Raw genomic sequence first — 21,317 nt, 5'->3', positions numbered from 1 at the left:
AAATTAGCAAATAAAGGGGGAAATATTTTGGGATTAACAACATTACAAGAGACGTGGGATTTAGATGCCTTTTTTAAAGGAGGCAGCTCTTCACCAGAATTTAAAACATACTTGCAACACATTCAGCAGCTATTAGATGAATTACGACAAAAGGTCGATGCCTTTTCAAAAGAAGATACACACATTGAAAATAGGTTAACGTCTGTCCTTGACACGTATGAAACCACATATAAAAAACTGTCTCAAGCAGGTTCATTTGTTTCCTGTCTTCAATCTCAAAATACAAAGGATATGAAGGCTGGCAGTCTTCGAGGTACGATTGCTAAGCTGGAAGCTGATTTAGGTACCATTCTTGCGCTGTTTGATCAGGCGCTTGCTGCCATCTCTCCTGAAAAATGGGAGGATCTCATGAATTCAGAGACCTTTTCAGATGTTCGCTACATATTAAATGAACGCAGAGAGCGCGTGAAGGATCAATTGCCTGTTGAACAAGAAACATTGATTCAAAAGCTAGCTGTTGATGGCTACCATGCGTGGGATGAGCTTTATTCTAGCTTAGTGAATAAGATTACGATTCCGTTTGAACAACATGGTGAAACGCAGATGATCTCTGTTGGCCAAGCGGAAAATGCGATGGATGATTCAGACCGTGAAGTCAGAAAGGCTGTTTACCATAACCTAGAACATGCATGGACGCAGGACGAACATCTATTTGCAAGCACGCTCAATCATCTGGCAGGTTTTCGTTTGCAAGTATATGAAGCAAGAGGCTGGGATCATATCTTAAAAGAGCCGCTTGATATTTGCCGGATGAAACAAGAAACCCTTGATGCCATGTGGTCTGTGATTGATGAACATAAGCAGCCATTCATTGATTATTTACATCGAAAGGCTGACATGCTTGGAGTGGATAAGCTAAGCTGGTTTGATGTTGGGGCTCCTATTGGCAGTGAGACCAAGATCTATCCGTATCAGGAAGCAGCTGCTTTTATTGTGAAGCATTTCGCTGGATTTGGAGAAGAGCTTGCTGCTTTTACAGAAAAGGCCTTTAATGAGCGCTGGGTAGAAGCTGAGGATCGCCCGAACAAACGAGTAGGCGGTTTTTGTACAAATTTCCCTGACAGCGGAGAGTCACGCATTTTTATGACCTTCTCAGGCAGTCCATCCAATGTGGCGACACTCGCGCATGAGCTTGGTCACTCGTTCCATCAGGAAGTGATGCAGGATGTTCGCATTCTTAATCGCAAATATGCGATGAATGTAGCTGAAACGGCGTCGACATTCGCAGAAATGATTGTGGCTGATGCTTCATTAAAAGAAGCGGCAAATGAAGAGGAGCGCCTCAGCTTGTTAGAGGATAAGCTGCAGCGAAGTGTAGCTTTTTTCATGAACATTCAATCTCGTTTCTTATTTGAACAGCGCTTTTATGAAGAGCGTAAACAAGGAGAAGTGCCGGCGGACCGGTTGAATGAGCTGATGGTAGAAGCGCAGAAAGAAGCCTTTGGCGACTCACTAGATGAATACCATCCGCATTTCTGGGCGTCTAAGCTGCATTTCCATATCACGGGTGTACCGTTTTATAATTTCCCGTACACATTCGGCTACATGTTCTCACTAGGAATTTATGCAAAGGCCTTGCAGGCTGGTACTTCGTTTGAAGAAAAGTACATTGCATTACTAAAGGATACAGCTTCAATGACAGTAGAAGATTTGGCCTATAAGCACTTAGGTGTCGACCTTACCCAAAAAGAATTTTGGGAGGAAGCCATTAGCCTCGCTGTAGCAGACGCTGAAGAGTTTTTAGAAGCGACGAAAAAGTGAAAATGAAAAGCTCCCATTACGGAAGCTTTAGATTGTTGACAAAGGGCTAAAATGATCTTTATTTTAGCCCTTTGTCTTCTTTCGGCGTGATAGCTAGAAAGGACGAGCACTGGCGCGGGGCGAATTTGACATTTGTGAGCACCAGCGCGCAGGACTGACAACGAATGCGAGGGTTTGTCTACACGCTGAACCTCCCATTACGGGAGCTTTTTTGCTGGTTTTAGCCATTCAAGCATCGTTTGAATGATATCCTTTTGCTGTGTGAGGGCTGGAATGTCCGCTGGCTGATCACCTTTTTGTTTACCATACAGGCCAAACTGAGCATGGTTCCCGCCTTTTATTTCATGATAAACGGTTTGAGACGGCAAATTTGTTTTCGATTGCTTGATTTTCTCTTGTGTCGCAAGTCCATCCTTTTCACCTGATATAGAGAGGACGTTCAAGGACGATGATTTCAGCTCATCTGATGCTGGATAAGACGCAAGGAAAAAAAGACCGTCGAGCTTGCGCTGATTTTTTTCTGCAAACATAGCGGCGGCTGTTCCGCCTAGTGAATGACCGCCAATATACCAATGTTTGATCGTTTGATGATCCTTCATGATATCTTGTGCTTTATTTGTATGAAAAATCGCAAACGAAAATGGCATGTCAGGGATAAAGACAGAGTAGCCTTTTTTCATCAATTCATTCCCGATATAGGCGTATGAAAGTGGTTCTACCTTTGCTCCTGGATAGAGAATGATGCCCGTATCGCTTTTTGTTGATGCAAATGTATAGACGTCGTTTTTATGTTCCACTTGCTCGATGTTCACTTGCTTTTTTAATGCGGCAGATGGTCCGTATGTAAAGCGGCTCCATGTATAGAAAGCACCAAAAGCCAAAATGATCAGTGCAAGTAATGTAATGCCTATGATCTTCAGTATTTTCTTCATCGCATGTCCCTTCTTTCTCTTGTACATATTAAATATACCATCATTTGCTCCTATGCCAAACGGCAAGCACGCTGATCCGTTTGTGTGATAAAGTATTAATCCATTAGCACTGCATTTGGCTGTTATTTACATTCGTAATAGGAGGGCTTAAAATAGGTGTGCATTCAGAAGTAACGGAGGAAGACAGACATGAAGCAGGGACATTCACAATTATGGATTGAAGCAAAAAATTACTTGTTCATTTTAATCGGATCAGCCATTGTGGCGATTGGATTTAATACGTTATTATTACCGAATCAAATTGCCGCAGGTGGTGTGAGCGGGATTAGTACGATTATGCAGTCATTCGGCTTTGAAGCGGCATATGTGCAGTGGGGGCTCAACATTCCGCTGTTTATCGCTGGCTTTTATTTATTAGGCGGTACATTTGGCGTGAAAACGCTCGTTGGCTCTATTTTCTTACCTTTGATGGTGTTTGTCACAAGACATATTGCACCTGTGACACATGAAGCGCTCTTAGCAGCCATTTTTGGCGGAGTGGTGATTGGGATCGGCATAGGGCTCGTGTTTCTTGGAAATGGATCAACAGGTGGAACGGCGCTCGCTGCCAAAATCATCAATAAATATACAGGCCTCACGCTTGGCACCTGTTTAGCGATGATGGATGGCCTAATTGTACTGGCTGCGATGACTGTTTTCGGGATTGAAGAGGGACTGTACGCTGTCATTGGTGTGTTTATTTCAAGTAAAACGATTGATGTCGTACAGGCCGGCTTCAGTCATTCGAAAATGGCGATGATCATTACAGGGCATGAGGATGAAGTCAGACAGGCAGTATTTGATCAAATTGACCGTGGTGTCACAAAAATCTCAGCAGTCGGAGGATATACCGACCATGACCGTCCAATTCTAATGTGTGTCGTTGGACAGTCACAATTCACAAAGTTGAAACAAGTGGTGAAAGCAATCGATGCATCAGCATTTGTCATCGTAATGGATGCAAAAGAGGTGCTTGGTGAGGGTTTTAAAAGGGCGTAAACAAGGATATAATAGCGTTGACCAAATGATTGTAAGGGAGGGAAATTGATGCAAAAGAGCGGATTAATGATGCTGTTTGTAGTGATGCTTCTTGTTCTTGCGGCTTGTGGAGGTAATTCAAGCAGCAGTGACAGTGACAAAGAAGGCAGCAAAAGTGCTTCAACTGTGAGCAGTGGTGAGGAAATTTATCAGCAAAACTGTATTGGCTGTCATGGGAAAGACCTATCTGGCGGAGGCGGACCAAGCCTGAAAGAAGTAGGGAAGAAATATAATGAAAGCCAAATTGCAGATATTGCACAGAATGGTAAAGGCTCTATGCCAAGCGGAATGGTAGATGAGAAGCAAGCAAAAGAAGTAGCAAAATGGCTTGCAGAGAAAAAATAAAACCTTTGTCTAATCGACAAGGTTTTTTTGTTTTTATATGTAGAAAAAGACTTTTGAATAGTATGAAAACGCATTATATTAAATTTTATTTAAAAAATAAGGGTAAAAAGACACACTTTTCGGTTTTAAACGTTGTTTTTACCTTTTAACGATAAGTTTTGAAATATAAATGTAATACCATTGCGTCGATTCATGACGTATAATTGGAGTTGTTGAAATTTAGACGATTCATTTTTTTCATCTTTTTGGATGAAAAGGACATAAATTGCTTGTACGTATCGAAGGGTATGTGCGTGACCATACATAACGTTTTTTGACGATAAGTGTCAAAACATCATGATAAGCTGTTAGTCAGCAATAAGAAAAGATTAGGTGATTACATGATTGAAATGAAGGAAGTCTACAAGATCTATCCTAACGGTGTAAAGGCGATCAATGGAATCAATGTCTCTATCCACCCAGGAGAGTTTGTGTATGTTGTTGGTCCCAGTGGTGCTGGTAAATCCACTTTCATCAAAATGATGTATCGTGAAGAGAAGCCAACCAAAGGGAAAATCTTAATTAATAGCAGAGATTTAGCCTCAATTAAGGAAAAAGAAATTCCTTACGTAAGAAGAGAAATTGGCGTAGTGTTCCAAGATTTCAAACTACTTCCAACCCTCACGGTGTTTGAGAACGTGGCATTTGCTCTTGAAGTCATTGGGGAACAGCCTCATATCATTAAGAAAAAAGTGCTGGATGTACTTGATTTGGTACAGCTCAAGCACAAAGCACGACAATTTCCTGACCAGCTGTCTGGCGGTGAACAGCAGCGTGTATCTATCGCTCGTTCAATCGTGAATAGTCCTGAGGTTGTCATTGCAGATGAGCCGACAGGAAACCTTGATCCAGATACATCTTTGGAAATCATGAAGACACTCGAAGAGATTAATAACCGCGGAACAACAGTCGTCATGGCGACACACAACAAAGAAATTGTAAACAGCATGAAGAAACGCGTCATCGCAATCGAAGATGGAATGATTGTGCGTGACGAAGCAAGAGGGGAGTACGGCATTTATGATTAAAACTCTCTTGCGGCATTTACGTGAGAGCTTCCGTTCACTTGGAAGAAACACGTGGATGACATTTGCATCAATTAGTGCGGTCACTGTCACATTGATTTTAGTTGGGGTTTTTCTTGTGATTATGCTCAACTTGAACAACATGGCATCGAATGCTGAAAAAGAAGTAGAAGTAAAAGTGTTAATCGAATTAACGGCGAATCAAAAGCAGCAGGATGAATTAAAAGCAGAAATTGAGAAGATTCCTGAAATTAGTGATGTCAAGTACTCATCTAAAGATGACGAACTAAAAGCGCTGATTAAAAGCTTTGGTGAAAATGGACAATCCATGGGACTTGTTGATCAAGAAAACCCATTAAACGATGCGTTTATTGTGAAAACATCAGATCCACACGATACACCAAAAGTAGCGAAGAAATTAGAAAACCTAAAAGGTACGTATAAAGTAACCTATGGAAAAGAAGAAGTCAGCCGACTATTTAATGTTGTCGGAGTGGCGCGAAATGTAGGGATTGCGCTCATCATTGGGCTTTTATTTACAGCTATGTTCTTGATCTCTAATACGATCAAAATTACGATTTTTGCTAGACGTAAAGAAATCGAGATTATGAAACTCGTAGGTGCAACGAACTGGTTTATCCGCTGGCCATTCTTCATTGAAGGATTACTGCTTGGTGTATTTGGTTCCATTATACCAATCGCTCTATTGCTTGGCACATATCAATATGCAGTGGGCTGGGTGGCACCAAGAGTACAAGGCTCATTTATTTCCATGCTTCCATATAACCCCTTTGTCTTTCAAGTTTCACTGGTCCTTCTATTGATCGGTGCAATCATTGGTGTATGGGGCAGCTTGACATCCATTCGTAAATTCTTAAAAGTATAAATCTATTTTTGATGGCAGCACTCGAGAATTTGCTAGAAGATGTGACCGGTTGAACCGATTCATCCGGTCGACTCTTCATGCAGGCAGTTGTCATAGGAGGGGAATATCGTTTTGAAAAGAAAGCTGATGATGGCTGGAATGGCAGCGTTTATTGGAACAACGTGGCTATACATTCCAGGGAACGAGAATCGTGCATTCGCATATCAAGACCTAGATCAAAAACGTCAACAAATCGAAGAGAAAACATCAAAGACTGAATCAACTTTGAAGAAAAAGAAATCAGAGCTGGCTAAGCTTGAAAAGAAAGAATCCAAGCTCAAAAAAGAAATTGAAAAGATTGACCACAAGGTAAGTGCTGCAACTGAAAAAGTCGCTGAAAAAGAAAAAGAAGTCAAACAAACGAAGCAAGAGATCAAGAAACTAAAAAAAGACATTCAAGTCATCAATGATCGAATTGAAAAAAGAAAAGCTATATTCAAAGATCGAATTCGTTCGATGCAAAAAAGCGGCGGTACGATCAACTATTTAGATGTGCTGCTGGGTGCTCGCAGCTTTAGTGATTTTGTCGGTCGTGTTGGGGCTGTCACAACCATTGTCGAAGCAGACAAAGACATGATTACAGAACATGAAAATGATTTAAAGCTGGTTGAGCAAAAAGAAGCAGAGCTAAATAATCAGCTAAGTGGACTTGAAACATCTCTGAAAGAGCTAGAAGAGTTGAAAAAGGATTTGTCTAAACAGCAAAAAGAAAAAGAGAAAATCTTAGGGAATGTAACAGATAAAAAGAATCATACTCATGATGAATTAGGCAAACTTGAAAATGAACAAGAAATTTTAGCGAACCAAAAAGCGGCTGTGAAGTCTGAGGAAGCACGCCGCCAAAAGGAAGAAGCAAAGAAAGCGGAACAAGCAGCTGCTGAAAAAAGTGCACCTACACCTCAAAGTGGCGGTTCAGATCAAGTATCTGATACACCAGCAAGCAGCTCAGGCTTTATTAAACCAGCTGCTGGCCGATTCTCATCTGGCTTTGGCGGACGTTCTGGCGGAAACCACTTTGGATTAGATATTGCAGCAAAAGGCACAGTATCTGTCGTCGCAGCTGCATCTGGAACAGTCACGAACTCAAGCTACTCATCGAGCTACGGGAATGTAATATTCATTACGCATAATATCAATGGACAGACCTATCAAACGGTATATGCTCACCTATCTACAAGAAGTGTGTCCACAGGGCAGAGAGTCGAGCAAGGACAATTCCTTGGATATATGGGGAATACAGGCCAGTCACATGGTCAGCATCTCCATTTTGAAATTCATAAAGGATTATGGAATGGCGCAAAATCAAATGCAGTCAATCCAGCGCAATATATTCGCTAATCAAAAAGCCGATAACATCACGTTATCGGCTTTTCTTATTCTAAATAAATTAAAATAACAGCAGTAAACCGGCAATAATAGGTGTTAACAGTACAGCCGATTTCAATAAAAGCTTCGGTGCAAGGCGTGTGAATTTTGCGCCAATATATGCGCCTAATACTGTTCCGATTAAAATTTGAATGAGCAAGATAAAATCAACATAGCCCTCTGTAATATATCCAATTCCACCACCGATGGAAATCGGAATAATGACAAGCATTGTCGTGCCAACTGCCTGTCGAATGGAAAGTCTCAGTAAAATCAAAAGTCCTACTTGGATAAATGGTGCGGACCCGATACCAAACATACCTGACAGCAATCCGGATACAAGTCCTAAAATAATACCCCTTATGAGCAGCTGACGTGAAGAAAGCGGCTGCTGCTCAGCAGCTTCCTTTAGAACAAATAATTTGATCATCATAAACACAGCGGATAAAAAGAGCATGCCAGCTGTTAAATAGTGCAGATTTCCTTCTGGGATAAAAGGAGCAATCTTAGCTCCTGCAAAGGAAGCAAAACAAGCCAAAGCTCCGACGATCAAACCAGATTTCAGCTGAATATTCCCTTCCCGGTAATGGCTGTATGCACCTGATAACGTCGTAAATGCCATTGCGGCTAAAGATGTCCCAAGTGCGGTATGGATAGGGATATCAAAAATTAACGTAAGCAATGCGATGACAAAACCAGCACCGCCTGCTCCTACAAATCCTAATAAAATTCCTAATAATAGCATCGTCAATATAATATACATAGCGAAGACTCCTTCTCGATCATAACAAAATAAAAATTACACCTAATAAAATAATTAGTCAAGCCTTCGCGACAGAATGTCTTTACATGAAATCCCTTCTTCTGGCATATAATAACTCAGGTCATCAGGAAGAGTTGAAGAAGGAGGCCAAATATGAAAAAACAAATCGCATCTATTATGGCAAGTGTCGTTCTATTAATCAGTGCAGGGGTGATGACGCATAAAGAGGGAACTCATGCAGAGTCACCGCAAGCAGCTGCTGCAATGGCTGGACAAGCTCAATCAAGTGATAAGGCGAAAGAGAATGGGATGGAGAAAATTGAGAAAGCCTATGACCTTATTTCGAATGAATATGTAGAGGAAGTGGATCGCCAAAAGCTGCTTGAAGGTGCCATTCAAGGAATGCTTTCAACTTTAAATGATCCGTATTCAGTATACATGGACAAGCAAACCGCCAAGCAATTTTCTGATTCGCTTGATTCTTCTTTTGAGGGAATTGGGGCAGAAGTGGGGATGGATGAAGGAAAAATCATTATCGTCTCTGCCTTTAAAAAATCCCCTGCAGCAAAAGCAGGTCTAAAGCCGAAAGATGAAATCATCAGCATTGATGGTGAGTCGATGAAAGAAAAAAGCTTAAACGATGCTGTACTGAAAATAAGAGGGAAAAAAGGAACATCCGTCGCTCTGAAAATCAGACGAAATGGGATTGAAAAAGAGTTAACGTTCCAAATCAAACGAGAAGAAATCCCACTTGAAACCGTGACTTCCTCTGTGAAAGAGGTAAATGGTCATAAAACAGGCTATATCGCGATCTCAAGCTTTTCAGAAGATACTGCGAAGGATTTCACGTCAAGCCTGAAACAGCTCGAGAAAAAGGGCATAGAAGGTCTTGTGCTTGATGTGAGAGGAAACCCTGGAGGCTATCTGCAAAGTGTAGAAGACATTCTGAAGCACTTTATTACAAAGGATCAGCCTTATATTCAAATTGCAGAACGGAACGGCGACAGGAAACGCTATTTTTCAAAGCGGAAAGAACAGAAGCCTTACCCAGTTAATGTCTTAATCGATAAAGGCAGTGCATCCGCTTCTGAAATACTTGCTGGTGCTATGAAAGAAGCCGGAAAATATGAAGTCGTCGGTGATGTCTCCTTTGGTAAAGGCACTGTGCAGCAGGCGGTTCCAATGGGTGACGGCAGTAACATTAAATTAACGTTGTATAAATGGCTCACGCCAAAAGGGAATTGGATTCACAAAAAAGGTGTCGTACCAACGATTGCGATTCATCAGCCAGATTACTTTACTGTAGGACCGCTTCAGCTGAAAGAACCACTTCAGCTTGATATGAACAATGAAGAAGTGAGACAAGCACAGACGTTATTAAAGGGATTGTCATTCGACCCCGGCAGAGTAGACGGCTACTTTGATGAAGAAACGAAAAAGGCGGTATTAGCCTTCCAAAGCACATACAATCTCGATAAATCAGGTGTAATTGATCTGAAGACAGCGAAAATGATGAACAAAATGGTGGATGAAGTGAAATCCTATGAAAAAAATGATCTTCAACTGCAGACTGCACTAAAAGCACTATATCTTAAAAAATAAAGAGGCGAATAAATGCCTCTTTTTTTTGGTTCATAAGTGTCACAAACATGTAATAGTTTATTCTTAAAAATAAATTATATCGAGAAATATATTCATTTATTTTACAAAAAACATAACATTCCTTCGATTTTACCCGATAACTTATTTATATAAGAGACTTTCTGTTGATTTAAACATGTCATGAAAATGAAACTTTTGAAAGTTGTATGTTACATAAATAATTCTTACAATATAAAGTAGCACTCATTTTAAATATTTTATTTTTTGCGGATATTCAGCTTGAGCATTAAGCTGTACCGAGGTTTGCGCTTTTCTTAAAAGAACTAGTAAATGGGGGTACACAATTGAAAAGGGCAAGTATTGTGAGAGAGAAAAAATATTACGAGTTGGTAGAGGAGCTTAAGAGTCGTTCGAAAGATGTGACGTTTTCCGCTACAAAGGCATTAAGTCTGCTCATGCTGTTAAGCAGGTACTTGGTCAATTACACAACGGTAGAATCAGTCGACGAAATCGATGAAGACTGTGCTGAGATATACTTCAATTATTTAATGGATAATCATAAGAGACTTGGTATAAACTTAACCGACATCAAGAGGTCGATGCAGCTGCTCGGCGGCATACTAGATGTAGATGTCAATCACTACTTAAAAGATTTTTCACTGTCGAATGTCACACTTTGGATGAATCAGGAGAAATAAACCTGGTGTCAAGCATCGATTTATTTGATAGAATAAGAGAAAATGCTTGACTTGGGCGGTGAACGATAATGAGCTCGGAGTGGATGGGAGCTGGATTAAAAGCGGTCGGTCTATTTTTAATCCACCCTCTTTTTTATTTCATGATATTAATCAGCCTGTTACATGGCTACATCCGCGTAAAGCGGGAGAGAAAAACGTTTCAAACAAGAATAGAAGATGTATACGATGAACTTAAATTTACATATTCAAAAGGATGGATTCTAGGGATTTGCCTATCCGTCATTTCAGTAGGCTTAGGGATTGCCCTCCCACCTGGATTCATCGTGCTGATTGCAGCGATGACCATCGTTTGCTCTTTATTCTTTAAGGCGAGTGCGCTTTCGTCTGCATACACACTCGGTTTCAGTTTTATTGCGGCACTAGGACTCATGTATTTCCAAGTGAGCCATTCATGGCTGCCGCAGCTCTCAATGATGAATGCATCAGCCGTTGTTATTCTGCTAGGTCTTTTATTAATGACCGAGGGGATTCTAGCCTATCGAACGGCGCATTTACGAACATCGCCTGCAATGGTGATGAGTGCGAGAGGACTTTTGATTGGCCAGCAGCGGGCAAACCGTCTGTGGCTTTTACCGCTTGTTTTGCTGATGCCGGCAGGTGAATTTACTTCTTCTCTGCCATGGTGGCCGGTGCTTCAAGTACACGATCAAAGCTTTTCATTTATTTTGATTCCATACATCATCGGTTTCGGGCAGCGGATTCAAGGATCGCTGCCAATTGTGAGCATTCAAATTACGGCACGGCGTATTCTCATGCTTGGACTCGCTGTTGCTTTACTAGGTGCTGCAAGTATTTGGTTTACGCCGATTGCATGGGCAGCTGTATTGATAGCGATTGCCGGAAGAGCTATCCTTTCATGGAAACAGAGAGTTAACGACAATGCGGCTCCATTCTACTTCTCTAAGCGTAATCAAGGGCTAATGGTGCTGGGAATCATTCCGAATACACCTGCAGCTGATTTAAAGCTTGAGATCGGAGAAGTCATTACAAAGGTGAATGGAATTGAAGTCAAAACCGTTTCGGAATTTTACGAAGCCCTTCAAACCAATCGTGCTCTGACAAAGCTTGAGATCATTGGCTTGAATGGTCAGACAAGGTTTGAGAAACGCGCTTCTTACGAAGGGGAGCATCATCAGCTTGGCATCCTGTTTGTGAAGGATGATCCACAGCAAGAATCAACGGCGATTTCATCATAAAAAAAAGCTGCTAGAGATGGCAGCTTTTTTCTTTTGGGCGCGCTTCTTTTCCATAGGATTCGCCCCATTCACGCATAGCGAAGATGATAGGCTTTAACGTATCTCCTAGAGAAGTGAGTGAATATTCGACACGAGGAGGGACCTCCTCATAGACTTCTCTGTGAACAACGCCGTCTTGTTCTAGCTCGCGCAATTGCAGCGTAAGAACACGCTGAGAAATTCTTGGCAGAAGCCGGCGTAATTCGTTGTATCGTTTTGGACCGCAAGTCAAATGATAAAGGATCACTCCTTTCCATTTTCCTCCTATTACACTCGAGGTGGTTGAAACGGGACAGCCATGATTGACAATACTGACTGGATTGGATGGTGCACTCATTTTTACACTCCTTTCTAAGACGAAATGGGTGATAAACGAACATGATTGTACCTAACGAACAAAAATGTGCGTACTTGAATCAAAGGAAACTTTTCTTTTACCATAGAGGTATCACATCACACATTCGGGCTGTTTGTTTTCTTATCATAACAATTTCTATATGGGAATGGAAAGAAATTGGATTCGTGAAACTTCACACCCTAATCGTTCACTAGAAAGGATGAATACCATGCGAGACAAAGAGCAATTAAAAAAAGAAATCATTGAGGCGTATGAATTCCGTCATGCGACAAAAGAGTTTGACCCGGCGAAAAAGATTTCAGAAGATGACTTTGCGTTCATTTTAGAAACAGGAAGACTTTCTCCAAGCTCTGTCGGCTTTGAGCCTTGGAAGTTCCTCGTCGTTCAAAATGAAGCATTTAGAGAGAAATTAAAAGAATATACATGGGGTGCGCAAAAGCAGCTTCCAACTGCCAGCCATTTTGTGATCATTTTGGCAAGAACAGACGCCCGGTATGATTCACCATATGCAGAATACATCAACAAGGAAATCAAGGGAATGACAGACGAAACGTTTGAGATGGTAAAAGAACGCTACAAACAATTCCAAGAGAATGATCTTCATTTGATGGAAACTGACCGTACGCTCTTCGATTGGGCTTCCAAGCAAACGTATATTGCCCTTGGAAATATGATGACAGCCGCGGCACAAATCGGCATTGATTCATGCCCTGTTGAGGGATTCAGCTACGATGAAATTCATCGTATGCTTGAGGAAGAAGGATTACTTGAAGATGGTCAGTACGACATCTCTGTCATGGCTGCCTTTGGGTATCGAGTCATTGAGCCAAAGCGCGGCAAAACGCGTCGTCCAATGGATGAAGTAGCCGTTTGGATTCGTTAAAAGAAAATGTCTGAAAAAGGCTGTTGACAATTGCGTGGTTAGTCAGTATATTTAAAAAATAAAATCTTTTATAAATAGACAAATTGACTATAAAACGCTTTGACTTGAGAATAGTAAATGAATATCCGTTTTCTAAGAGAGCTGCGGGTTGGTGCAACGCAGTAAAACGGATCATTGAACTCGCTCAAGGAGCGGCAAGACTGAATGAATAGTAAGTCTTTACGTGTGACCTCCGTTATCGGGTTTCAAGTTGGATTCAGCTATGTCTGAGTCAATAAGAGTGGTAACGCGGTTGCAAGGTCAGTCGTCTCTTCAAGGAGATGACTGGCCTTTTTATATGCTTTTATCTTATATTTGTCTGAAGATTCAAATTTAAAGGAGCTATAGAAAATGGAAAAGGAACATGTGCAGTTAAAACGAACAATGACGTCAAGGCATATCATGATGCTCGCACTTGGCGGAGCCATCGGTGCTGGTCTGTTTAAAGGAAGCAGTTCTGCCATTGATATCGCGGGTCCTGCTGTCATTTTGGCATATATGATTGGTGGTCTTATTTTATTATTTATTATGCAAGGACTTGCCGAAATGACAGTTGCACGACCTGGCGCTAGAACATTCCGTGATTTAATTGAACCTGTGTTAGGCAAATACCCCGCCTATTTCTTAGACTGGATCTATTGGAAAATGTGGGTGTTGAACATTGCAGCAGAAGCGATCGTGTCTGCAATCTTTATTCAGTACTGGTTCCCGCAAGTACCGATTTGGACACTTGTGTTAATCATTTCACTTGTTGTGACATTGATCAATGTTTGTTCAGTCAAAATGTTTGCTGAAACAGAGTACTGGTTAGCTTCTATTAAAATTGCTGTCATTCTTTTATTTATTATCATTGGGTTAACGATGCTGTTTGTCTCATTCGGACAGCATGCAGCACCGGGATTATCCAACTTAACCGAACACGGAGGATTTTTCCCGAATGGAACAGGCGGCTTAATTGCGGCAATGCTGGTGGTCGTGTATTCATATGGCGGAACTGAAATGATTGGGGTTACATTAGCAGAAACGAAAAACCCTGAAAAAGTCATCCCAAAAGCCATTCAAAGTACATTTGTACGAATCATCGGTTTTTATGTACTTCCGTTCTTCATCATCGTCAGCTTAATTCCTTGGAATCAAGTAAACAATGAACAAGTGAGCCCATTTGTCACGGTGTTTGCAACGATTGGTGTGCCATATGCAAGTGATATCATGAACGGGATTATTTTATTAGCGATCTTGTCTTCTATGAACTCTGGTCTGTATGCTTCTTCAAGGGTACTATTTACGCAGGCAATGGATGGCCGTATATGGAAGGGCTTTTCGAAGCTGTCGAAACAGCAGGTGCCAGTCAGAGCGATTCTAGTATGTACATCTACTTTGTATGCAGCCGTATTAATCTCTCTTTTTGTAGGAAGTCAAACCTTTAATTATTTAATGGGATCTTTAAGCTACACAGTTCTATTCATCTGGTTTATCATTGCCGTCGGTCATTTAAAATCTCGAAGCGTCGCACAGCCAGGCGGATATCGCGTGAAGCTGTATCCTTTCACAACGTGGTTTTCCGTCATTGCGATCATGGCCATTTTTGTCGGCGTTGTTTTAAATACACCAATTGTCCAAACGCTGGTCACAATGGGCATTTATTTAATCATTACACTTTCATTCTTTTTTAATAGAAAACGGTTTGAAACAGTTGTATAAGCTAAAAAGCGTGCAGGACCTTCTGAAGGGGTCTCGCACGCTTTTTTTAATGCTGTTTATATTGCTTGAAATGAACAGGGGATTGAACTGGATGTGGCTTTGCCTGAAGGCCATAGCTATCTCTGACGATATAAAGCGGCCGGTCCTTGGCTTCATCGTAGATTCGGCCAATATACTCTCCGATCATGCCTAACATAAAGAGGATAATCCCGCTAAAGAATAGCTGAATGACAATTAATGAACTCCAGCCGGTGATGGTGCTGTTTGTAAAAAGCTTTAAATATAAAACTAGAAACATCGAAATGAAGCCAATAGCTGAAAGGGCAATACCTGCCACGCTGGCTAGTTTTAAAGGTTTGTAAGAAAAAGATGTGATCCCATCCATCGAGAGCTTGAGCATCTTTTTGAGAGGGTACTTTGTTTCTCCTGCGAGCCGCTCATCCCGAACATATTCTACCGCAACCTGTTTGAAGCCGACCCAGCTCACTAATCCGCGGACAAATGGATTTTTCTCACGGATTTTTCTCATTTCATGACATACTTTACGATCCAACAATCTAAAGTCGCCGGTGTCAATAGGAATATCTACTTCGGTGATTTGACGTAGCACTCGGTAGAAAAGGGAGGCGGTGTATTTTTTAAAAACCGTTTCGCCTTTTCGTTTGGTACGGACTGCGTATACGACCTCATAGCCTTCCTTCCATTTTTCAATCATGTCTAAAATCAATTCAGGTGGATCTTGTAAATCCGCATCAATCACTACGACAGCTTCACCCTTTGCATAATCCATTCCCGCTGTAATTGCAATTTGATGTCCAAAGTTACGAGAAAAATCAATAAGTCTCACATTCGGATCGGTCTGGCAGTATCCTTTAAGCAGTTCAGCTGTTCGATCCATACTGCCGTCATTGACGAATAGAAGCTCATATGCTCCTCCCGTTGAATCCATGACGGTCTTAAGGCGCTGATACGATTCATTGATCACAAGTTCTTCATTATACACTGGGACTACAATAGAATATTGTATGTTCTTTTCCATCAGTTATCGTTCCTCCCTTTAATAGATGAATTAATCAACGGATAGTTCATAAAGAGTACCGCTCTCCATTCCGCCCATTCGTCCATTTGACTGATCATTTTGTTCTGATTGTTGGCTGTCTGAGCTGTCTGTTTGCTGGTTCGTTTTGGATGTAGAGCTGTGCTGCCATTTAGAAGCAACTACTTCTTTGCCATTTTTTTGAATCCAAGTTAGAATGTCAGAGCTGCCGCCTCTCATACCAGAAAGATAGAAGTATTTGATTTTGCCGTCTTTGACGAGCTGTTTGAATTCACTAAGCGTGAGAATGTTATCAGATCCACTAAATCCACCTAATGCCATAACAGCTTTTCCTGTTTTAATAATGTAAGGTGAAGAAGTGGTTGCATCTGTTGTCCCGAATAGGAATTCTTCTCCCGTATTGTTTTTCTCAAGATAGCTGATCAGCTTTTCATTGACTTGTGAACTCATGCTGCCATTTGAAGTTGCAAGCTGAGGACCAGCCTCTGGAAGCATACTGTTTCCTCCATAAAGAAGAGGTGTGCTTGCCCAGTATAGTGGTGCGATCAGCATGCCAAGGATGGCGATGAGAGACACGAATTGTTTTAGTTTTTCTTTTCCTTTTATCAAAAGCAGAGAAAGGATTGTTCCAACACCAATGATACCGACTGCAATGCTTAGTCCAAGACCGATCGTGCTTGTAAAAGTGGATAGGATAAAGATTTCAAATGCGGTTGTGACGAATATCGCAATTGGAAGAAGCCATTTTTTAAAGCCAGTTCCTGTTTGAAACAATTGAGTCATAGAAACCGATCCGGCTCCTGCTAATACAGCAATTGGCGGTGCCAGCATGATTAAATAATAGTGATGGAAAAATCCTGCTACACTGAAAAATGCAGCAACAGGTATAAGCCAAGCTAACCAAAATAGTGTTTCTTTTTGTTTTGTATTGAGACGTCTTCTTTCAAAGGCTGTCGAGAAGAAGATACCAATCGCACCGAAGAGCGCCAACGGAAGCAGCCAGCTGATTTGATCAGATAGTTCAGATTGGAGCAGACGTAACGGCCCTTTTGTTCCTGTTCCAAACATGCCAGAACCATTTCCCATCTTTCCGCCCCCGCCATTTGGAGGTCCATCACCATTACCGGGTGAAGGCATATCAGGTGGTATTGTGCCGTTTGCACTGCTTGGTGGTCCTTGCATTGAAGGCTGTTCCTGACTGAATGATTGGTTTGAATTGTCTGAGTTGTTTTGATTACCATTGGATGGCAGCTGAGGCATGGTGGATGAATCATTGTCATTTTGCTGATCACCCTGCTGTGAAGGTGGCTGCCCCTGCCCCTGATTTGTACCGCCTCTCCCGCCAGACTGTTGACCAGTTAACCGCTGAAGACCGTTGTAACCAAAGGCTAATTCTAGTGCTGAGTTCGATTGACTTGATCCCATATAAGGACGATTGTCTTTGGAAGTGAGATCAACCGCTATAGACCAAGAAGCAGATACACCTAAAAGAACAATCATTGAAATCATCAGTGATAACAACTTTTTCTTCCATGTCGTTCGGAAGGCAATGATGTAAAACAGGACGAGAGCCGGTACAATCATATACGCTTGAAGCATTTTTGTATTAAAACCGACACCGATCATTGCAAAAGAAGCAATCGCCCAAAGCAGCTTCTGCTGTTTCATAGCCTTGAACATCATGGCTGTTGCGAGTAATAGAATAAAGACGAGTAAGCTGTCAATGTTATTTGTACGAGATACAGCAACTGCGATTGGTGTGCACGCCATAATGAGTGCTGACAGTCTTGCAGCAGCCTGGCCAAATGTAGGTTTGACTAGGCGGTAGATTAAATAAACAGATCCAATGCCAGCTAAAGCTTGGGGTAAGATCACACTCCAGCCATGCAGGCCGAAAATTTTGGCACTGATCGTTTGCAGCCAGAAGGCGAGCGGCGGTTTATCCACCGTGACATAACCTGAGGGATCGAACGAAGCAAAGAAGAAATTATGCCAGCTTTGCATCATACTTGTGACCGCCGCTGTATAATAAGCGTTCACCGTATCGTCGTTCCAAATGTTATAAATGTTTAAAATGGCAGATAAAATCAATATGAAAAATAAATAAAGATCAAATTTCTGAAAGCGTTTAATCAAAAGCTTGTCACTCCTTTTTCTTAACTTGAAAAAAGTGTAACAAGCAAATATGAATAAATTATTAATAAAAAAAGGCCAATTCTTTATTTTTCTGTTAAATAAAAACAGCTCTAGAAAAGAGCTGTTTGGTTTAAGGTGTCATCTTATTTTATGGGGAGACAGGCGGAATTTCAGTGCTCTCTGCACTTGGTAATTGTATAATAGCGGTCGTACCTATGCCTTGTTCAGATTGAAGAACGAACGTGCCACGATGTTTTTTAATAATTTGATAAACAATGGCTAGCCCAAGACCAGAGCCGCCATCTTTTCTTGTGCGCGCTTTATTCACTCGATAAAAACGCTCAGAAACATGAGGGAGTTCTTCTTTTGGAATTCCGCTACCTTCATCTGTAATACTCAATTCAGCAGTGTTTTGGTGAACGAATAATTCAATCGAAATCGATTTTCCTGACGGCGTGTAATGGATGGCATTGTCCAATAAATTACGAACGACTTGCTCAAGTCGATCGCTATCACCATAAATAATACAATCCTCTTCGAGTGCTCGGTTGAACGAGATTCCCTTTTGACTAGCAATGAATTTCATTTGATCAAGAACATCATGAATAAGCTGTGCAAAGACGAGAGGCTCCATCGTTAGTGGGTAAGATTCCCCCTCTAACTGCGCGAGATCTAGAAGGTCATGTACGAGCCTGCTTAATCGTGTGGATTCGTCTTGAATAATCTGCATGCCTTTCTTTTGATCAATAATGCCCTCTTCAATACCTTCAGCATATCCTTTCATATAACTTAGCGGAGTTCGAAGTTCGTGGGAGACATTCGCAAGAAATTCCCTGCGGTGCTGCTCAACTTTTTCAAGGGTAGAAGACAGTTTGTTAAAAGAGCGGCTCAGCTGATTTAACTCATCTCCGTTTTTGGTCACAGCCATCCGTTTTGAAAAATCACCAGATTCCATTTCCATCGCAATTTCTTTCATTTGATTAATTGTCCGAACGACTTTATTGGAGCTTTTATATCCGATAAAGAAAATCAGGAGCAGAATTAATAAAATGGATATGCCAAGTGTCAATCTGATTTGGACAAAGGGTTCATATACATCCGATAAGGGCATGGATAGAAAAATTGTCCCTGATAGCTCATCTTTGCTTGAGAAAACAGGGATGGCGATGCCAAGAATATCTTGATGAAACTGTGAGTGTTCTCTAATCAACACGACGGTTTCCCCTTGAAGGAGCTTTTGGCGTTCCTTAAACGTGATGAGGTTATCATTTGTGTTCGTATCAAAAGGAAGACCACTTGAAAGTTCCATTGGGTCATCTGTAAAAATAATGTTCGCCTGACTCGAGTCGTTAGCCCATTTTATTCTATCGGTAAAATACGTATCTTTCCCGTGTTGATGATAAATTTGTGCCAGCTTTTTACCTTGTAAACTTAAGGAATCAATCTGCTTATCAACATATAAATGCTGGTATAAGTAATAGGTGAGGGCAAGAGCTGAGGCAGCAACGATTCCGGTCACTACAAGGATTAAGAAGAGCACTTTCTTTTTAATCGATAAAGGCTTCATTCTTCCTCCTCAAACTTATAGCCGACACCCCAAACGGTTTTTATATGCCGTTCCGCTCCCTTTAATTTCAGTCGCAGTGTTTTGATATGTGTATCGACTGTTCGTAAAGAGCCGCTCGTAGAATGTGATTCCCACAATTTTTGATAGAGCTGTTCTCGTGAAAACACTTGGCCTTGATTGAGTAAAAGAAACATGAGCAAATCGAATTCTCTTCTAGTTAAATTAATGGGCTCCTGATGGATATAGACTTGTCTACCATCCTGATCAATCTCCATGTCACCAAACTGTATGCGGCTGCGCTTTAGCGAAAGACCTCTAATTCGTCTCAAAGTTGTTTCAATTCTTGCTGCAAGCTCACGTAGACTGAAAGGCTTCATGATGTAGTCATCCGCACCAATTTCTAGGCCTCTAATTCGATCCTCCTCATAACTTCTAGCTGTTAAGAATAAGATGGGGATTTGAGATGTTTGCCTGATACGCTGGCAGACTTCAAATCCATCCATATCAGGCATCATGATATCTAGTACTACAAGGTCAACAGGTTCTTTTTCAAGCTGACGTAAGGCATCCAATCCATTACTAGCTGTGATGATGTGAAAGCCTTGTCTTTTTAAGAAGGATCCGATTAACTCAAGCATATCGAACTCATCGTCTACGATTAAAATATGCATTTGTTCTTTCATTTCTTTTCCTCCAACACGATAGCATAAGGTCCTGATGGGACATTCAGTCGATTTTTCATCATGAATGTATGTTTATCGATAATTGATACTGAATTGTCATCTAAGTTACTCACATATATTGATGTGGTATCAGCGGTGATATAATTCGGATTTTGACCAGTTTCAACAGAAGCAAGCTGCTTATTCGTCTCTGTATCTACTTTGTATAGCGTATGATCTCCATGACAAAGTACATATAAAGTAGAAGAATTTTTCTCTGAAAAGAATGCAACAGGCATAACGCCTAGTTTTATTTCTCGCTGCTTTTTACCTGTTTGAGGGTCGTAAGCAAAAATGCTCTTATTTAAAGTGCCTGGTTTACCGTGACCACCGATCCAAATGGATTGTCCATCAAAATGAATACCAGAAGGTCGTTCAAGTACAGAGAACGTACGTATATGTTTTTCCTTCTCAATATCTATGACAGAGACAGTATGACTTTCTGCATTTAATACAAATAAAGTACCTGACGGAGAAAGTGTCATAGAAGAAGGTAACTTTCCGGTCTTCACAGTTGCTTTTATTTTTTTACGCTGCGGATCAATAAAATAAACGACATTTTTCTGTGAATCCGCTGCAATTAAGGTGTGAGAAGCTGCATCATATGTAAGGGAAGTCAGTCCTTTATTCACATCCATATAATCTGTTGCTGTACCTTTTTTTAAATTAATTTCGATAAGCGATTCTCCTTCTTTACTAGTTGCGATGATGACGTCTTTGTTGATTTGGATAAGATCAGTGAGCGGATGTTTTAAATCAACGGAAGAGATCATTTTATTCTTTTGTAAATCAACGATTGAAAAGGAGGCTTTTTTTAATTGAGAGATGACCGCGATCGATTGAGAGCTGCCAGGTGGAGTAAACTGCTGGTCTTTTCCACAGCCTGACAGGAATAACAATAGAGCTGATAAATAGATCAAAACATATTTTACACGTTCCATTCTTCCGCTCCTTTGCGTCCTCTATT

The 21,317-nt window shown here is 41.1% G+C and carries 19 protein-coding genes and 1 other annotated feature; of the genes, 11 read left to right on the top strand and 8 right to left on the bottom strand.

Annotation, left to right across the window (positions count from 1 at the left end):
- The first annotated feature begins 27 nt into the window (after positions 1-27).
- Positions 28-1,821 carry a M3 family oligoendopeptidase gene (locus NST39_RS17155; RefSeq protein WP_341029445.1) on the top strand — a complete coding sequence of 598 codons (1,794 nt, stop codon included), beginning with the start codon at positions 28-30 and terminating at the stop codon, positions 1,819-1,821.
- A gap of 197 nt (positions 1,822-2,018) precedes the next feature.
- Here the strand turns inward: NST39_RS17155 and NST39_RS17150 are convergent, their stop codons facing one another.
- Positions 2,019-2,753: an alpha/beta hydrolase gene (locus NST39_RS17150; protein ID WP_265208588.1), complete on the bottom strand. Its 735-nt coding sequence runs from the start codon at positions 2,751-2,753 to the stop codon at positions 2,019-2,021.
- Between the two features lie 189 nt (positions 2,754-2,942).
- On the opposite strand from NST39_RS17150, the gene NST39_RS17145 reads away from it, so the two are divergent.
- The 5 genes from NST39_RS17145 (at position 2,943) to NST39_RS17125 (ending at position 7,502) form a co-directional block, all read left to right on the top strand.
- Positions 2,943-3,791: a YitT family protein gene (locus NST39_RS17145; RefSeq protein WP_003212797.1), complete on the top strand. Its 849-nt coding sequence runs from the start codon at positions 2,943-2,945 to the stop codon at positions 3,789-3,791.
- Positions 3,792-3,839: 48 nt separating this feature from the next.
- Entirely contained in the window at positions 3,840-4,175 is a 336-nt protein-coding gene (gene cccB / locus NST39_RS17140; protein ID WP_185107789.1) for a cytochrome c551, read from the top strand.
- A 380-nt stretch (positions 4,176-4,555) separates the two neighbouring features.
- Positions 4,556-5,242, top strand: a complete 687-nt coding sequence (gene ftsE / locus NST39_RS17135; RefSeq protein ID WP_034660129.1) for a cell division ATP-binding protein FtsE — start codon at positions 4,556-4,558, stop codon at positions 5,240-5,242.
- Entirely contained in the window at positions 5,235-6,125 is an 891-nt protein-coding gene (gene ftsX / locus NST39_RS17130; protein ID WP_341029440.1) for a permease-like cell division protein FtsX, read from the top strand. Before ftsE ends, ftsX begins: the two co-directional genes overlap by 8 nt.
- Before the next feature lie 111 nt (positions 6,126-6,236).
- Positions 6,237-7,502 (top strand): murein hydrolase activator EnvC family protein, encoded by a 1,266-nt coding sequence (locus NST39_RS17125; RefSeq protein ID WP_106067772.1) that lies wholly within the window; start codon positions 6,237-6,239, stop codon positions 7,500-7,502.
- A 49-nt stretch (positions 7,503-7,551) separates the two neighbouring features.
- Here the strand turns inward: NST39_RS17125 and NST39_RS17120 are convergent, their stop codons facing one another.
- Positions 7,552-8,292: a sulfite exporter TauE/SafE family protein gene (locus NST39_RS17120; RefSeq protein ID WP_341029438.1), complete on the bottom strand. Its 741-nt coding sequence runs from the start codon at positions 8,290-8,292 to the stop codon at positions 7,552-7,554.
- Between the two features lie 153 nt (positions 8,293-8,445).
- Between NST39_RS17120 and ctpB the strand changes: the two genes are divergently transcribed.
- From ctpB to NST39_RS17105, 3 genes are all read left to right on the top strand, one after another.
- The gene (ctpB, locus tag NST39_RS17115; protein WP_126741951.1) at positions 8,446-9,894 is read left to right on the top strand and encodes a carboxy-terminal processing protease CtpB; all 1,449 of its coding nucleotides are present in this window, start codon (positions 8,446-8,448) and stop codon (positions 9,892-9,894) included.
- Positions 9,895-10,238: 344 nt separating this feature from the next.
- Entirely contained in the window at positions 10,239-10,592 is a 354-nt protein-coding gene (locus NST39_RS17110) for a swarming motility protein SwrAA (RefSeq protein WP_003212923.1), read from the top strand.
- 68 nt (positions 10,593-10,660) lie between these two features.
- Complete coding sequence (locus NST39_RS17105; RefSeq protein WP_341029432.1) at positions 10,661-11,848, top strand: PDZ domain-containing protein; 1,188 nt, start codon at positions 10,661-10,663, stop codon at positions 11,846-11,848.
- Positions 11,849-11,858: 10 nt separating this feature from the next.
- Here NST39_RS17105 and NST39_RS17100 read toward each other — a convergent pair whose 3' ends face one another.
- A complete protein-coding gene (locus tag NST39_RS17100) occupies positions 11,859-12,224 on the bottom strand; it encodes a winged helix-turn-helix transcriptional regulator (RefSeq protein WP_003213136.1) in 366 nt (121 codons plus the stop codon).
- Positions 12,225-12,453: 229 nt separating this feature from the next.
- Between NST39_RS17100 and NST39_RS17095 the strand changes: the two genes are divergently transcribed.
- Positions 12,454-13,128 (top strand): NAD(P)H-dependent oxidoreductase, encoded by a 675-nt coding sequence (locus NST39_RS17095; RefSeq protein ID WP_044139356.1) that lies wholly within the window; start codon positions 12,454-12,456, stop codon positions 13,126-13,128.
- Between the two features lie 90 nt (positions 13,129-13,218).
- Positions 13,219-13,443 (top strand) — a binding site (T-box leader).
- A 75-nt stretch (positions 13,444-13,518) separates the two neighbouring features.
- A complete protein-coding gene (locus NST39_RS17090; RefSeq protein WP_341029429.1) occupies positions 13,519-14,868 on the top strand; it encodes an amino acid permease in 1,350 nt (449 codons plus the stop codon).
- A 46-nt stretch (positions 14,869-14,914) separates the two neighbouring features.
- Here the strand turns inward: NST39_RS17090 and NST39_RS17085 are convergent, their stop codons facing one another.
- The 5 genes from NST39_RS17085 to NST39_RS17065 form a co-directional block, all read right to left on the bottom strand.
- A complete protein-coding gene (locus NST39_RS17085) occupies positions 14,915-15,907 on the bottom strand; it encodes a glycosyltransferase family 2 protein (protein ID WP_341029428.1) in 993 nt (330 codons plus the stop codon).
- Positions 15,908-15,937: 30 nt separating this feature from the next.
- Positions 15,938-18,061: an ArnT family glycosyltransferase gene (locus NST39_RS17080; RefSeq protein WP_341029426.1), complete on the bottom strand. Its 2,124-nt coding sequence runs from the start codon at positions 18,059-18,061 to the stop codon at positions 15,938-15,940.
- Positions 18,062-18,209: 148 nt separating this feature from the next.
- On the bottom strand, positions 18,210-19,628 hold the full coding sequence (locus NST39_RS17075; RefSeq protein WP_341029424.1) for a HAMP domain-containing sensor histidine kinase: 1,419 nt from the start codon (positions 19,626-19,628) through the stop codon (positions 18,210-18,212).
- On the bottom strand, positions 19,625-20,311 hold the full coding sequence (locus tag NST39_RS17070; RefSeq protein ID WP_113768125.1) for a response regulator transcription factor: 687 nt from the start codon (positions 20,309-20,311) through the stop codon (positions 19,625-19,627). Before NST39_RS17070 ends, NST39_RS17075 begins: the two co-directional genes overlap by 4 nt.
- Positions 20,308-21,291, bottom strand: a complete 984-nt coding sequence (locus NST39_RS17065; RefSeq protein ID WP_341029421.1) for a YncE family protein — start codon at positions 21,289-21,291, stop codon at positions 20,308-20,310. Before NST39_RS17065 ends, NST39_RS17070 begins: the two co-directional genes overlap by 4 nt.
- Between the last annotated feature and the right edge of the window lie 26 nt (positions 21,292-21,317).

Source organism: Bacillus sp. FSL W8-0645 (assembly GCF_038007905.1).
GTDB classification, from domain to species: Bacteria; Bacillota; Bacilli; order Bacillales; family Bacillaceae; genus Bacillus; species Bacillus pumilus.
Note: the sequence above shows the minus strand (reverse complement) of the source record. Positions and strands in the feature narration are given on the sequence as shown.